Origin of the sequence: Ideonella sp., from assembly GCF_041914305.1 — a bacterium.
Lineage (GTDB): Bacteria > Pseudomonadota > Gammaproteobacteria > Burkholderiales > Burkholderiaceae_C > Ideonella.
On sequence record NZ_JAYSDQ010000005.1, the window covers coordinates 293,149 to 306,302 of the forward strand.

The following is a 13,154-nucleotide window of genomic DNA, read 5'->3' on the forward strand; positions in this document are numbered from 1 at the left end:
GCATATATTGCAATACATCATTCTAATTGTCATACTTTAAATAAGAAACACAACACCCGAGAACCGCATGACGAAGCCACCCGCCAAGCTCCGTTCGGCTGCCTGGTTCGGCACTGCCGACAAGAACGGCTTCATGTACCGCAGCTGGATGAAGAACCAGGGCATCCCGGACCATGAGTTCCAGGGCAAGCCGATCATCGGCATCTGCAACACCTGGTCCGAGCTGACGCCGTGCAACGCGCACTTTCGCCACCTGGCCGAGCATGTGAAACGCGGCGTGCTGGAGGCCGGAGGGTTCCCGGTCGAGTTCCCGGTGTTCTCGAACGGTGAATCGAACCTGCGCCCCACCGCCATGCTGACCCGCAACCTGGCCAGCATGGATGTCGAAGAGGCGATCCGCGGCAACCCGATCGACGCAGTGGTGCTGATGGTCGGCTGCGACAAGACCACACCGGCGCTGCTGATGGGCGCGGCCAGTTGCGATGTGCCGGCGATCGTCGTCACCGGCGGGCCGATGCTCAACGGCAAGCACAACGGGCGCGACATCGGCTCGGGCACCGTGGTGTGGCAGCTCTCCGAGCAGGTCAAGGCCGGCAAGATCACGATCAACGACTTTCTGGCCGCCGAAGCCGGCATGTCACGCTCAGCCGGCACCTGCAACACGATGGGCACCGCGTCGACGATGGCCTGCATGGCCGAATCGCTCGGCGTCAGCCTGCCGCACAACGCCGCCATCCCGGCGGTGGACGCGCGGCGCCAGGTGCTGGCGCACCTGTCGGGCATGCGCATCGTGGAGATGGTCCACGAAGACCTGAAGCTGTCGAAGCTGCTGACGCGCGAGGCTTTCGAAAACGCGATCCGCGTCAACGCGGCGATCGGCGGCTCGACCAACGCGGTGATCCACCTGAAGGCGATCGCCGGGCGCATCGGCGTCGAGCTGTCGCTCGAAGACTGGACACGCCTGGGCCGCAACACGCCGACCATCGTCGACCTGCAGCCCTCGGGCCGGTTCCTGATGGAAGAGTTCTACTACGCCGGTGGCCTGCCCGGCGTGCTGCGCCGCTTGGGCGAGGCCGGCCTGCTGCCCCACCCCGGCGCGCTGACGGCCAACGGCCGCACGCTGTGGGACAACGTGAAGGACGCGGCGATCCACGATGCCGAGGTCATCCGCCCGCTCGACACGCCGCTGGTGGCCGACGGCGGCATCCGCGTGCTGCGCGGCAACCTGGCGCCGCGCGGCGCGGTGCTGAAGCCCTCGGCCGCCAGCCCGCACCTGTTGAAGCACCGCGGCCGCGCCGTGGTGTTCGAGAACCTGGAGCACTACAAGGCCCGCATCGCCGACCCCGAGCTGGTGGTGACGGCCGAGTCGATCCTGGTGCTGAAGAACTGCGGCCCGCGCGGCTACCCGGGCATGGCCGAGGTCGGCAACATGGGCCTGCCGCCCAAGCTGCTGGCGCAAGGCGTGACCGACATGGTGCGCATCTCCGACGCCCGCATGAGCGGCACCGCCTACGGCACCGTGGTGCTGCACGTCGCCCCCGAGGCCCGCGCCGGCGGCCCGCTGGCCGTGGTGCAAGACGGCGACTGGATCGAGCTCGACTGCGACAGCGGCCGCCTGCAGCTCGATGTGCCCGACGCCGAACTGGCGCGGCGCCTGGCCGACTGGGCCACGCGCCAGGTCGCCGACCCGGCCGACGCCGGCGGCTACCGCCACCTCTATGTCGAACACGTGATGCAGGCCGACGAAGGCTGCGATTTCGACTTCCTCGTCGGCTGCCGCGGCGCCGAAGTACCGCGTCACTCACACTGACCGCTGCCACTGCAGCGACCCCACAAGAAAGCGCGCCATGAGCCACCCCAACCCCCGATACCGCGGCGTCTTCCCGGTCGTGCCGACCACCTTCGACGCGCAGGGCCAGCTCGACCTGGCGAGCCAGAAGCGCTGTGTCGACTTCATGATCGACGCCGGCTCGACCGGCCTGTGCATCCTGGCCAATTTCTCCGAGCAGTTTTCGCTGTCGGACGACGAGCGCGAGACGCTGACCCGCACGGTGCTCGAGCATGTGGCCGGCCGCGTGCCGGTGATCGTGACCACCACGCACTTCAGCACCCAGGTCTGCGCCAGCCGCAGCCGCCGCGCGCAAGACCTGGGCGCCGCGATGGTGATGGTGATGCCGCCCTACCACGGCGCCACGCTGCGCGTCAGCGAGCCGCAGATCCGCGAGTTCTTCTCGCGCCTGTCGGACGCCATCCGCATCCCGATCATGATCCAGGACGCCCCGGTCGCCGGCACGCCGCTGTCAGCCGCGTTCCTGGCGCGCATGGCCCAGGAGATCGAACACGTCGCCTACTTCAAGATCGAGACGGCGGGCGCCGCAAGCAAGCTGCGCGAGCTGATCCGCCTGGGCGGCGACGCGATCGAAGGCCCGTGGGACGGCGAAGAGGCGATCACGCTGCTGCCCGACCTGGACGCCGGCGCCACCGGCGCGATGACCGGCGGCGGCTACCCCGACGGCATCCGCCAGATCATGGACGCCTACACCGCCGGCCGCCGCGACGAGGCGATGGACCTCTACCAACGCTGGCTGCCACTGATCAACTACGAGAACCGCCAGGCCGGCTTCCTGGCCGCCAAGGCGCTGATGCACGAAGGCGGCGTGATCGCCTGCGCCGCCTCGCGCCACCCGTGGCCCGACCTGCACCCCGCCGTGCGCACGGGCCTGATCGACACTGCACGCCGGCTCGACCCGCTGGTGCTGCGCTGGGCCCGGTGAGGTCGCTGTGATAGGGTTCCCCTTTCCGCATCTGCACCCGCCATGCCCATCGAAGGCCAAGCCGAGCTCTCCGCCTACCGCCGCAAGCCGGACGGCAAGAGCATGCACGGGCGCATCGTGCGCGAGCTGGGCCTGCGCATCGTCTCGGGCGAGCTGAAGCCTGGCGAGCGCCTGCCGAGCGAGGCCACGCTGCTCGAGAGCTACGAGGTCAGCCGCCCCGTCCTGCGCGAGGCGATGCGTGTGCTGGTGGCCAAGGGGCTGGTGGTGTCCAAGCAGCGCTCGGGCGCCTCGGTGCGGCCCAGCAGCGAATGGCACCTGCTCGATCCAGACGTGCTGTACTGGCTGATCCAGAGCAAGCCGAAGAACGAATTCGTCGGCGTGCTGATGACGGTGCGCCGCATCATCGAGCCGGCCGCCGCGGCCCTGGCGGCGCAGCTGGCCAGCGAGGCGCAGCTGAAGTCAATCGCCGAGGCCTACGCCGGCATGGAGGCCGCCAAGACGCCCGAAGAATTGCTGGAGCCCGACGTCGCCTTTCACCGCCGCATCGCCGAGGCCACCGGCAACGAGCTGCTGGCCTACATCGGCAACATGCTGTCGCTGGCGCTGCGCGAATCGATCAAGCTCAGCAGCCAGCACCCGAACACCCATGCGCTGTCGCTGCCGCGGCACAAGGCCATCCTGACCGCGCTGCAAAACCGCGACCCGCTCGGCGCCCGACAGGCCACGCTGGTGCAGCTGCAGGAAACCGGCGACGACCTGTCGACGGTGCTGCCGGGCAACATCCCGAGCTTTTGACAGACGCCGGGGCGGGGCCGCCTGGCAGCCTTGGCACGGCCGGCCCTGCGGACACCAGAATGACAAACGCCCCACCGTCGATCGACGAATGGGGCGTTGTTCTGGTGGGCGGTGCAGGGTTCGAACCTGCGACCCCTGCCGTGTGAAGGCAGTGCTCTACCGCTGAGCTAACCGCCCGGATTCTGTTCGGAAAACAGCGTGTTCCGGGAAGCCTGTGATTATGCCACAAGTTTTCGCCACTGCGTCTTGCCGCCGCTGGCCTTGTCCAACTCGGCCAACATCGCCTCGTGGGCCGCGAGCTCTGCGTCGCTCAGCACAGTGACCACCAAGTCGAAGGTCGACAAGTCGATCTGCGCCACCTGCAGGCCCTGGTTGGACGACTCGGCGCTGTCGATGACCAGCGAGTCTTGCCCACGCGTCAGGCGGATGTAGACCTCGGCCAGCAGCCCCGCGTCGAGCAGCGCGCCGTGCAGCGTGCGGTTGGAGTTGTCGACCTCCAGCCGCTTGCACAAGGCATCGAGCGAGTTGCTCTTGCCGGGAAACATCTCGCGCGCCATCGCGAGCGAGTCCTTGATGCCGCCCACGCAGTCGGCGAACAACGGGCGGTTCAGGCGGCGCAGTTCGGCGTTCAGGAAGCCCACGTCGAAGGCCGCGTTGTGGATCACGACCTCGGCGTCGGCCAGAAACTCCATCAGCTCGTCGGCAATGGCCGCGAAGATCGGCTTGTCGGCCAGGAACTCGTCGGTCAGGCCGTGCACGCGCACCGCGTCTTCGCTGTTCTTGCGCTCGGGGTTCAGGTAGAAGTGCTTGGTGTTGCCGGTCAGGCGCCGGTTGACCATCTCGATGCAGCCAACTTCGACCAGGCGGTCGCCGCTGTCGGGCGAGAGGCCCGTGGTTTCGGTGTCGAGAAAGATCTGCCTCATGCCTTGGCCTCCATCGCGGCGCCGGGCACCGGCTGGCGCGAGCCCCAGGCCCACAGCGCTGCGCCGCCCAGGATCATCGGCACGCACAGCCATTGGCCCATGCTCATGTTCATCGCCAGCAGGCCGAGGAAGTTGTCGGGCTCGCGGAAGTACTCGGCAATGAAGCGGAACACCCCGTAGCCGAACAGGAATGCGCCAGAGACCTGGCCCCGGCCGCGCGGCTTCTTGCCATAGAACCACAGCAGCACGAACAGCAGCAGGCCCTCGAGCAGAAACTGGTAGACCTGCGACGGGTGGCGCGGCAGCATCTCGGGCCCCGCCTGCGGGAACACCATCGCCCACGGCAGGCTCGGGTCCGCCGCGCGGCCCCACAGCTCGCCGTTGATGAAGTTGCCCACGCGGCCACTGGCCAGCCCGGTCGGCACACACGGCGCGATCAGGTCGGTGACCTGCCAGAACGAGCGCTTGCGCAACCAGGCGAACATCGCCATCGCCACCGCCACGCCGAGCAAGCCGCCGTGGAACGACATGCCGCCTTTCCAGACCGCAAAGACTTCGAGCGGGTGGCTGGCGTAATAGCCCGGCTTGTAGAACATCACATAGCCCAGGCGCCCACCGAGCACCACCCCGACCACGCCGTAGAACAACAGGTCTTCCACGTCGCGCCGCGTCCAGCCGGCGTTGGCAAACCAGGGCAGGCGCACACGCCGTGCGGCCAGGAACAGGAACAGGCCAAAGGCAACCAGGTAGGTCAGCCCGTACCAGTGGATCTGCAGGGGCAGGCCGATGCGCGTCAGGTCGAGCGCGATCGGGTTGAATTGCGGGTGCGTGAGCATGGGGCGGGATGATACGGCGGCGGCCGCCCGCCCCCGGCTGGCCGGGCCGCGCTCAGTGCCGGGCGGCGCCGGCCAGCGCCGCGGCGACGTAGGCTGCAAAACGTCCGGCCACCGCCCCGCTGTCGGGTGCCCAGACCAGGCTGGTCTCGCACTGCGGCGCCCCTTCGCTCAACGAGGTCGGCAGCGCCCGGTAGGCCACGCCGGGGCGCTGCAACTGCATCATCGAGCGCGGCACCCAGGCCAGCCCCAGGCCGGCCGACACCAGGTTGACGATGGTCTGCATCTGGATCGCCTCTTGCACCACCACCGGTGACACACCGTGCCGGTGGTAGTAGCCCAGCACCGCGTCGTACAACGACGGTGCGATGACCCGCGGGAAGATCACCAGCGGCTGCGCCAGCAACTCGCCCACCTTCAACCGGCGCGTGGTGGCCAGCGGCGTGCCTTCGGGCAAGGCCAGCACCAGCGGCTCGCGGCCGACCGACAGGCGCGACCATGGCGCCAGCGCGGCCGACGCGCCGGGGGCGTGCAGCACGAAACCGGCGTCTGCCTCGCCGCGCGACAAGGCCTGCAGCTGCACGTCGGTGGTCGCCTCCTTCAGCACCACCTGCACACCCGGCTCGGCCTGCCGAAAGCCACGCAGCCAGCCGGGCAACGGGCCGAAGCCGACCGTCGACACGAAGCCCAGACGCAGCCGTCCCACCGCGCCGCGCCCGGCCGCCTGCGCCACACCGGGCAAGGCCGCGGCCTGCTGCAGCAGGTGGCGCACCGGCTCGACCAGCGCCTCGCCGGCTGGGCTGAGCGCGACCCGGCGGCGGTTGCGCTCGAACAGCGCCACGCCCAGGCGTGACTCGAGCTGCTGGATCGCCATCGTCAGCGGCGGCTGCGTCATCGCCAGCCGCTGGGCCGCCTGGCCGAAGTGCAAGGTCTCGGCCAGCGCCAGAAACTGCCGCCAGGCACGCAGCTCGATCAGCGGTGGCGTCGGGTCATTCATATGCTGTGCATATTACTGCCGGCCCATGAATATATTGGACTCGGCATTCCCGCGGCGAGATACTTGCCCTCCACCGCCCCACCCCATCCCGCCCCGCGAGGAGAACCCATGAGCCTGAACCGTCGCTCCAAGAACATCACCGAAGGCGTGGCACGCGCGCCGAACCGATCCATGTACTACGGCATGGGCTACCAGGAGGGTGACTTCGGCAAGCCGATGGTCGGCGTGGCCAACGGGCATTCGACGATCACGCCCTGCAACTCGGGCCTGCAGAAGCTGGCCGACGCCGCAGTGCATGGCCTGAAAGAGGCCGGCGCCAACCCGCAGATCTTCGGCACGCCGACGATCAGTGATGGCATGGCGATGGGCACCGAGGGCATGAAGTATTCGCTCGTCTCGCGCGAAGTCATTGCTGATTGCGTCGAGACCTGCGTCGGCGGCCAGTGGATGGACGGCGTCATCGTCATCGGGGGCTGCGACAAGAACATGCCGGGCGGCATGATGGGCATGCTGCGCGCCAACGTGCCGTCGATCTACGTCTACGGCGGCACGATCCTGCCGGGCCACTACAAGGGCCAGGACTTGAACATCGTCAGCGTGTTCGAGGCGGTCGGCCAGTTCTCGGCCGGCAAGATGAGCGAAGAAGATTTCTGCCAGATCGAGCGCCGTGCGATCCCGGGCACCGGCTCATGTGGCGGCATGTACACCGCCAACACGATGAGCTCGTCGTTCGAGGCGCTGGGCATGAGCCTGCCGTATTCGTCGACGATGGCCAACGTCGAGGAAGAGATCGTCGCCAGCGTGAAGCACTGTGCCGCGGTGCTGGTCGAGGCCATTCGCCAAGACCTGAAGCCGCGCGACATCGTCACCAAGAAAGCGATCGAGAACGCGGTGGCGGTGATCATGGCCACCGGCGGCTCGACCAACGCGGTGCTGCACTTCCTGGCGATTGCGCACGCGGCCGAGGTCGACTGGACGATCGACGATTTCGAGCGCGTGCGCCGCAAGGTGCCGGTGATCTGCGACCTCAAGCCCAGCGGCCGTTTCCTGGCGATCGACCTGCACCGCGCCGGCGGCATCCCCCAAGTGATGAAGCTGCTGTTGAACGCCGGCCTGCTGCACGGCGACTGCATGACGATCACCGGCAAGACGGTGGCCGAGAACCTGGCCGATGTGCCCGATGCACCGCCGGCCGGGCAGGAGGTGATCCGCCCGCTCACCCAGCCGATGTACAGCGAAGGCCACCTCGCCATCTTGAAGGGCAACCTGTCGCCCGAAGGCTGCGTGGCCAAGATCACCGGCCTGAAGAACCCGGTGATCACCGGCCCGGCGCGCGTGTTCGACGACGAGCAATCGGCGCTGGCGGCGATCATGGCCAACCAGATCAAGGCCGGCGACGTGATGGTGCTGCGCTACCTGGGCCCCAAGGGCGGCCCGGGCATGCCCGAGATGCTGGCCCCCACCGGTGCGCTGATCGGCCAGGGCCTGGGCGAATCCGTCGGCCTGGTCACCGACGGGCGTTTCTCCGGCGGCACCTGGGGCATGGTGGTGGGCCACGTGGCGCCCGAAGCCTACGAGGGCGGCACGATCGCGTTGGTCAAGGAGGGCGACTCGATCACGATCGACGCGCACCAGCTGAAGCTGGAGCTGAACGTGGACGATGCCGAACTGGCTCGCCGCCGTGCCGCCTGGCAGCGCCCGGCCCCGCGCTACACCCGCGGCGTGCTGGCCAAATTCTCGAAGAACGCCTGCAGCGCCAGTGGGGGCGCCGTGCTGGACCGCTTCGAATAAGGGGCAAGGGGCCGGCTCGGCACGCGCCTTGCCGCCCGCTCAACGCCGGCGGGCGGAGCCCTTGGCCTTCGGGTCTTTCGGCCCGAGGCCGAGGTTGTTGATGTTGCGGGCGCGGCGCTCGGACTTGCGCTCCTCGTCGCGCTCCATCTCGCGCCGCTTGGTCATGCCGCTCGCGTCGGACCAGCCCCACCAGGCCAGGGCCAGGACAAAGGGCAGCACCAGCTTCCACAGGTCGCCGGTGAGATCGAGATTCCAGTCGGCCATGGGGCTGACGCCAGCGATGCGCAACACGATCAATGCGACCCCGATGATGATGAACAACATGGCAAGCACTCCAACGCGGCCGGTGAACGATGTCGCAAGGCCGCGAGCCCAGCGTCAACGGAAGTTTGTAAACTGCGTTGGATGGACTGTAAACCAGAGCCCATGTTGCAGCCCTCTTTGTCCCACCCTTTGCTGAAGGACACCATGAAAAGTCTGATCGCCCTGCTCGCCGTCGCCGCCGTGTCGCCGGCCTTTGCCAATGCCGACCTGGCCAAGCAGAAGAACTGCCTGGCCTGCCACGCCACCGACAAGAAGCTGGTCGGCCCCGCCTACAAGGACGTGGCCGCCAAGTACGCCGGCCAGAAGGACGCCGTGGCCAAGCTGGCCGACAAGATCCAGAAGGGTGGCGTGGGTGTCTGGGGCCAGGTGCCGATGCCCGCCAACCCGGTGACGCCGGAAGAAGCCAAGCAACTGGCGACCTGGGTGTTGACGATCAAGTGATCGGGTGACGCCCTGAAAGAGAAAGCCCCGCGATGCGGGGCTTTTTGTTTGTTGATCTCTGTTGTGAGGTCAGCGCGTCGTACCAGGTTGGCTGACTTGCGTTGGGGTTCTGGTGTTCACCCACATCGCTGACGCGATATGAGTGAACCCCGAACCCAGCGATCTCGCCGCACAGCGGCGACGGCTGCCGGGCAGCCGCGGGATCAGTTGTTTTGGTGTTTGCCCACATCGCCTTGCGATATGAGCAAACCCCGAACAACCGAGTTGCTCCGTCGGAGCAACTCAGTTGTTCTCAGACAACTGATCCAGGATCGCTGGGTTCTCCAACGTGCTCGTGTCCTGGGTGATGGCTTCGCCTTTGGCAATCGAGCGCAGCAGCCGCCGCATGATCTTGCCCGAGCGGGTCTTGGGCAGGTTGTCGCCGAAGCGGATGTCTTTCGGCTTCGCGATCGGGCCGATCTCTTTGCCGACGTGGTCGCGCAGTTGCTTGGCGATCGCCTTGGCCTCGTCACCGGTCGGGCGGGGGCGCTTCAGCACGACGAAGGCGCAGATGGCCTCGCCGGTGGTGTCGTCGGGCCGCCCGACCACCGCGGCTTCGGCCACCAGCTCGGTGCAGCTGACCAACGCCGACTCGATCTCCATCGTGCCCATGCGGTGGCCCGAGACGTTCAGCACGTCGTCGATGCGGCCGGTGATCGTGAAGTAGCCGGTCTGCGCGTCGCGGATCGCACCGTCGCCCGCCAGGTAGTAGCCCTTCAGCTCGGGCGGGTAGTAGCTCTTCTTGAAGCGCTCGGGGTCGCCCCAGATCGTGCGGATCATCGCCGGCCACGGCTTCTTGACGACCAGGATGCCGCCCTGCCCGTTCGGCACGTCATTGCCCAACTCGTCGACGATCGCCGCGGCAATGCCCGGGAACGGCAGCGTGCACGAGCCCGGCACCAGCGTGGTGGCGCCCGGCAGCGGCGTGATCATGTGGCCGCCGGTCTCGGTCTGCCAGAAGGTGTCGACGATCGGGCAGCGGCCGCCGCCCACGTGCTGGTGGTACCACTCCCAGGCCGCCGGGTTGATGGGCTCGCCCACCGAGCCGAGGATGCGCAGGCTCTTGAGGTCGTAGCTCTTCGGGTGCACGGCCGCGTTGGCCTCGGCCGCCTTGATGAGCGAGCGGATCGCCGTCGGCGCGGTGTAGAAGATCGTGACCTTGTGGTCCTGGATCATCTTCCAGAAGCGGCCGGCATCCGGGTAGGTGGGCACCCCTTCGAACACGATCTCGGTGCCGCCCAGCGCCAGCGGGCCGTAGGTGATGTAGGTGTGGCCGGTGACCCAGCCGATGTCAGCCGTGCACCAGAACACATCGTCGGCCTTCAGGTCGAAGGTCCACTTGGTGGTCAGCGCGGCATGCAGCAGGTAGCCGCCGGTCGAGTGCTGCACGCCCTTGGGCTTGCCGGTCGAGCCCGACGTGTACAGCAGGAACAACGGGTGCTCGGCCTCGACCCATTCTGGCTCGCAGGTCGTCGGCTGGCTGGCCACCACGTCGGCCATCCATTGGTCGCGGCCGGCCGTCATGTTGACCGCCGCGCCGGAGCGCTTGACCACCAGCACGTTCTTCACCGAATCGCAGCCGCCCAGGGCCAGCGCCTCGTCGACGATCGCCTTCAGCGGCAGTTGCTTGCCGCCGCGGATCTGATGGTCGGCGGTGATCACCGCCTTGGCGCCGGTGTCTTCGATGCGGTCACGCAGCGACTGGGCCGAGAAGCCGCCGAAGACCACCGAGTGCGTCGCACCGATGCGCGCACAGGCCTGCATGGCTGCAACGCCATCGACCGACATCGAGATGTAGATGACAACCCGGTCGCCCTTGGTGATGCCCAGGGACCTCAGGCCATTGGCGATCTGGCAGGTCTTGGCCAGCAGTTCGCTGTAGCTGGTCTTGGTGACTTCGCCGCCGTCGGCTTCGAAGATCAGCGCGGTCTTGTCGCCCAGGCCGCGCTCGACGTTGCGGTCCAGGCAGTTGTACGACGCGTTCAGCGTGCCGTCTTCGAACCACTTGAAGAACGGGGCTTCGCTGTCGTTCAGCACCTTCGTGAAAGGCTTTTTCCAGCTGATCAGCTCGCGCGCCAGGCGGCCCCAGTAGGCCTGGTGGTCGCTGTCGGCCTCGCGGCACAAGGCCTCGTAGGCGGCGATGCCGGACACGTGGGCGGTGGCGGCCAACGCAGAAGGGGGTGCGTAGGTCTTCAGCTCTTCGGTCATCACTTGTCTCCTCAAGACTGCAAACAGGCTGCGAGCGGCCGCGTCCGGCAGACGCCGGCCAGCTGATGGCCCGCACTTTCGTCCGGGCGTCTGACGAAGGGCTTACTCCCGTCGCCGGCAACCGTCAGACCGCTGTCTTGAGGGGGCCCCTACAATCCGCGGCCTGCCGATTTCCACACTGTCGCACATCGTTCGCCCCCCAATGGAACAACCGAGCAACAACCCATCGCCACGCCTGCGGCCGCTGCCGCAGCTGATCTTTGCCAGCCGTTGGCTGCAGCTGCCGCTGTACCTCGGCCTGATCCTGGCGCAGGCGGTCTACGTGTTCCAGTTCTGGGGCGAGCTGATCCACCTGATCGAGGCGGTGTTCGGCAGCAAGGACGCGCTGGCCAGCCTGGTCACCAGCCTCGGCTACAAGGGCACGGCCATCGTCGACGCAGCCTCCGGCAAGGTCACCGGCTATGAGCCGATCGTGAAACTCAGCGAAACCATCATCATGCTGGTGGTGCTGGGCCTGATCGACGTGGTGATGATCTCGAATCTGCTGGTGATGGTGATCGTCGGCGGCTACGAAACCTTCGTCTCGCGCCTCGATCTGGACGGCCACCCCGACCAGCCCGAGTGGCTGAGCCACGTCAACGCCTCGGTGCTGAAGGTCAAGCTGGCCACCGCCATCATCGGCATCAGCTCGATCCACCTGCTGAAGACCTTCATCAACGCCGAGAACTACACCGAGAAGACGCTGATGTGGCAGACGCTGATCCACGTCGCCTTCCTGCTCTCGGCGCTGGCCATTGCCGCGGCCGACCGGGTGATGCCGCACGCCGGCGGCAAGCACTGAGCAGAATCAGCGCGGTTTGCGGCCCGCGGCCAAGAGCACCAGCGTGCCCAGCACGCCAGCGACCATCGAGCCGCTCAGCACGCCCAGCTTGAGCTGGGCCTCGTAGCCGGCACCCTGGCCCTCGAAGGCCAGGCCGCCGACGAACAGGCTCATCGTGAAGCCGATGCCGCACAGCAACGCCATACCGAAGCACTGAGCCCAGCTCGCTTCGGCCGGCCGTGGCGCACCCGCCAATCGCACCATCAGCCACAGGCTGCCGAACACGCCAGCCGCCTTGCCCAGCACCAGGCCGGCGGCGATGCCCAAGGGCACAGGGGCCAACAACGCTGATGGCGACACGCCCTGAAGCGACACCCCGGCGTTGGCGAACGCGAACAGCGGCAACACCGCAAACGCCACCCAGGGATGCAGCCCATGCTCGACGCGCTGCAGCGGAGAGCCCCCGGCGGCGTCGCGCATCGGCACCGCCAGCGCGGTGACGACGCCGGCCAACGTGGCGTGCACGCCGGACTTCAGCACGAACAGCCACAGCACCAAGCCGAGCAGCACATAGGCCTCGACCCGCACGACCCGCGCGCGGTTCAGCGCAAACAGCCCCAATGCGCACACGCCGGCGCCCGCCAGCATCAGCGGCGACAACTGGGCCGTGTAGAACAGCGCGATCACGGCGATCGCCCCCAGATCATCGATGATCGCCACCGCCGTCAGGAAAACCTTCAGCGATATCGGCACCCGATCGCCCAGCAGCAGCAACACGCCAAGCGCGAACGCAATGTCGGTCGCTGCCGGAATCGCCCAGCCGCGCAGCGCCACCGGATCGCCCATGTTGAACGCCGCAAAGATCAGGGCAGGCGCCACCATGCCGCCCAGCGCAGCCACCGCCGGCAAGGCGGCCTGCGCGCCGGTGGACAGCTCGCCTTCCACGAACTCGCGCTTGATCTCCAGCCCCACGAGGAAGAAGAACACCGCCATCCACAGGTCGTTGACCCAGACCTGCAACGGCTTGGCCAGCACCAGCGAATCCGCGCCGCTGCCAATGCGCACCTCGCCCGGCCATTGCCGGAAGGCGTCATACGCCGGCGCCCACGCCGAATTGCTGATCACCAGCGCGGCCAAGGCCGCCAGACCCAGCACCACGCCGCCGGCCGATTCGTGACCGAGGAAACGCTTCAATGCCTGTGTGACCAT

12 protein-coding genes and 1 tRNA gene are annotated in these 13,154 nt (G+C 67.6%); 6 read left to right on the forward strand and 7 right to left on the reverse strand.

Going from position 1 to position 13,154, the window contains the following annotated elements:
- Positions 1-67: 67 nt before the first annotated feature.
- From ACE3SG_RS09260 to ACE3SG_RS09270, 3 genes are read left to right on the forward strand one after another with little or no spacing between them, the layout of a single operon-like run.
- Positions 68-1,810, forward strand: a complete 1,743-nt coding sequence (locus tag ACE3SG_RS09260) for an IlvD/Edd family dehydratase (RefSeq protein WP_374564364.1) — start codon at positions 68-70, stop codon at positions 1,808-1,810.
- A 37-nt stretch (positions 1,811-1,847) separates the two neighbouring features.
- Positions 1,848-2,774 carry a dihydrodipicolinate synthase family protein gene (locus tag ACE3SG_RS09265; RefSeq protein ID WP_374564365.1) on the forward strand — a complete coding sequence of 309 codons (927 nt, stop codon included), beginning with the start codon at positions 1,848-1,850 and terminating at the stop codon, positions 2,772-2,774.
- Positions 2,775-2,816: 42 nt separating this feature from the next.
- Positions 2,817-3,569 (forward strand): FadR/GntR family transcriptional regulator, encoded by a 753-nt coding sequence (locus tag ACE3SG_RS09270; protein WP_374564366.1) that lies wholly within the window; start codon positions 2,817-2,819, stop codon positions 3,567-3,569.
- 102 nt (positions 3,570-3,671) lie between these two features.
- Here ACE3SG_RS09270 and ACE3SG_RS09275 read toward each other — a convergent pair.
- From ACE3SG_RS09275 to ACE3SG_RS09290, 4 genes are all read right to left on the reverse strand, one after another.
- Positions 3,672-3,746 (reverse strand) — tRNA-Val (locus ACE3SG_RS09275).
- Between the two features lie 41 nt (positions 3,747-3,787).
- Complete coding sequence (dnaQ, locus tag ACE3SG_RS09280) at positions 3,788-4,492, reverse strand: DNA polymerase III subunit epsilon (RefSeq protein ID WP_374564368.1); 705 nt, start codon at positions 4,490-4,492, stop codon at positions 3,788-3,790.
- The gene (gene lgt / locus ACE3SG_RS09285; protein ID WP_374564370.1) at positions 4,489-5,328 is read right to left on the reverse strand and encodes a prolipoprotein diacylglyceryl transferase; all 840 of its coding nucleotides are present in this window, start codon (positions 5,326-5,328) and stop codon (positions 4,489-4,491) included. The genes dnaQ and lgt overlap by 4 nt, the downstream gene beginning before the upstream one ends.
- Positions 5,329-5,380: 52 nt before the next feature.
- Entirely contained in the window at positions 5,381-6,322 is a 942-nt protein-coding gene (locus ACE3SG_RS09290) for a LysR family transcriptional regulator (RefSeq protein ID WP_374564371.1), read from the reverse strand.
- Positions 6,323-6,430: 108 nt separating this feature from the next.
- Between ACE3SG_RS09290 and ilvD the strand changes: the two genes are divergently transcribed.
- Complete coding sequence (gene ilvD / locus ACE3SG_RS09295; RefSeq protein WP_374564372.1) at positions 6,431-8,113, forward strand: dihydroxy-acid dehydratase; 1,683 nt, start codon at positions 6,431-6,433, stop codon at positions 8,111-8,113.
- 39 nt (positions 8,114-8,152) lie between these two features.
- On the opposite strand, the gene ACE3SG_RS09300 is transcribed toward ilvD, so the two are convergent.
- Entirely contained in the window at positions 8,153-8,437 is a 285-nt protein-coding gene (locus tag ACE3SG_RS09300; RefSeq protein WP_374564374.1) for a TIGR04438 family Trp-rich protein, read from the reverse strand.
- A 144-nt stretch (positions 8,438-8,581) separates the two neighbouring features.
- Between ACE3SG_RS09300 and ACE3SG_RS09305 the strand changes: the two genes are divergently transcribed.
- Positions 8,582-8,878: a c-type cytochrome gene (locus tag ACE3SG_RS09305; RefSeq protein ID WP_374564376.1), complete on the forward strand. Its 297-nt coding sequence runs from the start codon at positions 8,582-8,584 to the stop codon at positions 8,876-8,878.
- Between the two features lie 282 nt (positions 8,879-9,160).
- On the opposite strand, the gene acs is transcribed toward ACE3SG_RS09305, so the two are convergent.
- On the reverse strand, positions 9,161-11,125 hold the full coding sequence (gene acs, locus ACE3SG_RS09310) for an acetate--CoA ligase (RefSeq protein WP_374564378.1): 1,965 nt from the start codon (positions 11,123-11,125) through the stop codon (positions 9,161-9,163).
- Between the two features lie 202 nt (positions 11,126-11,327).
- On the opposite strand from acs, the gene ACE3SG_RS09315 reads away from it, so the two are divergent.
- Positions 11,328-11,966: a TIGR00645 family protein gene (locus ACE3SG_RS09315; protein ID WP_374564380.1), complete on the forward strand. Its 639-nt coding sequence runs from the start codon at positions 11,328-11,330 to the stop codon at positions 11,964-11,966.
- 6 nt (positions 11,967-11,972) lie between these two features.
- On the opposite strand, the gene nhaA is transcribed toward ACE3SG_RS09315, so the two are convergent.
- Complete coding sequence (nhaA, locus tag ACE3SG_RS09320) at positions 11,973-13,154, reverse strand: Na+/H+ antiporter NhaA (RefSeq protein WP_374564382.1); 1,182 nt, start codon at positions 13,152-13,154, stop codon at positions 11,973-11,975.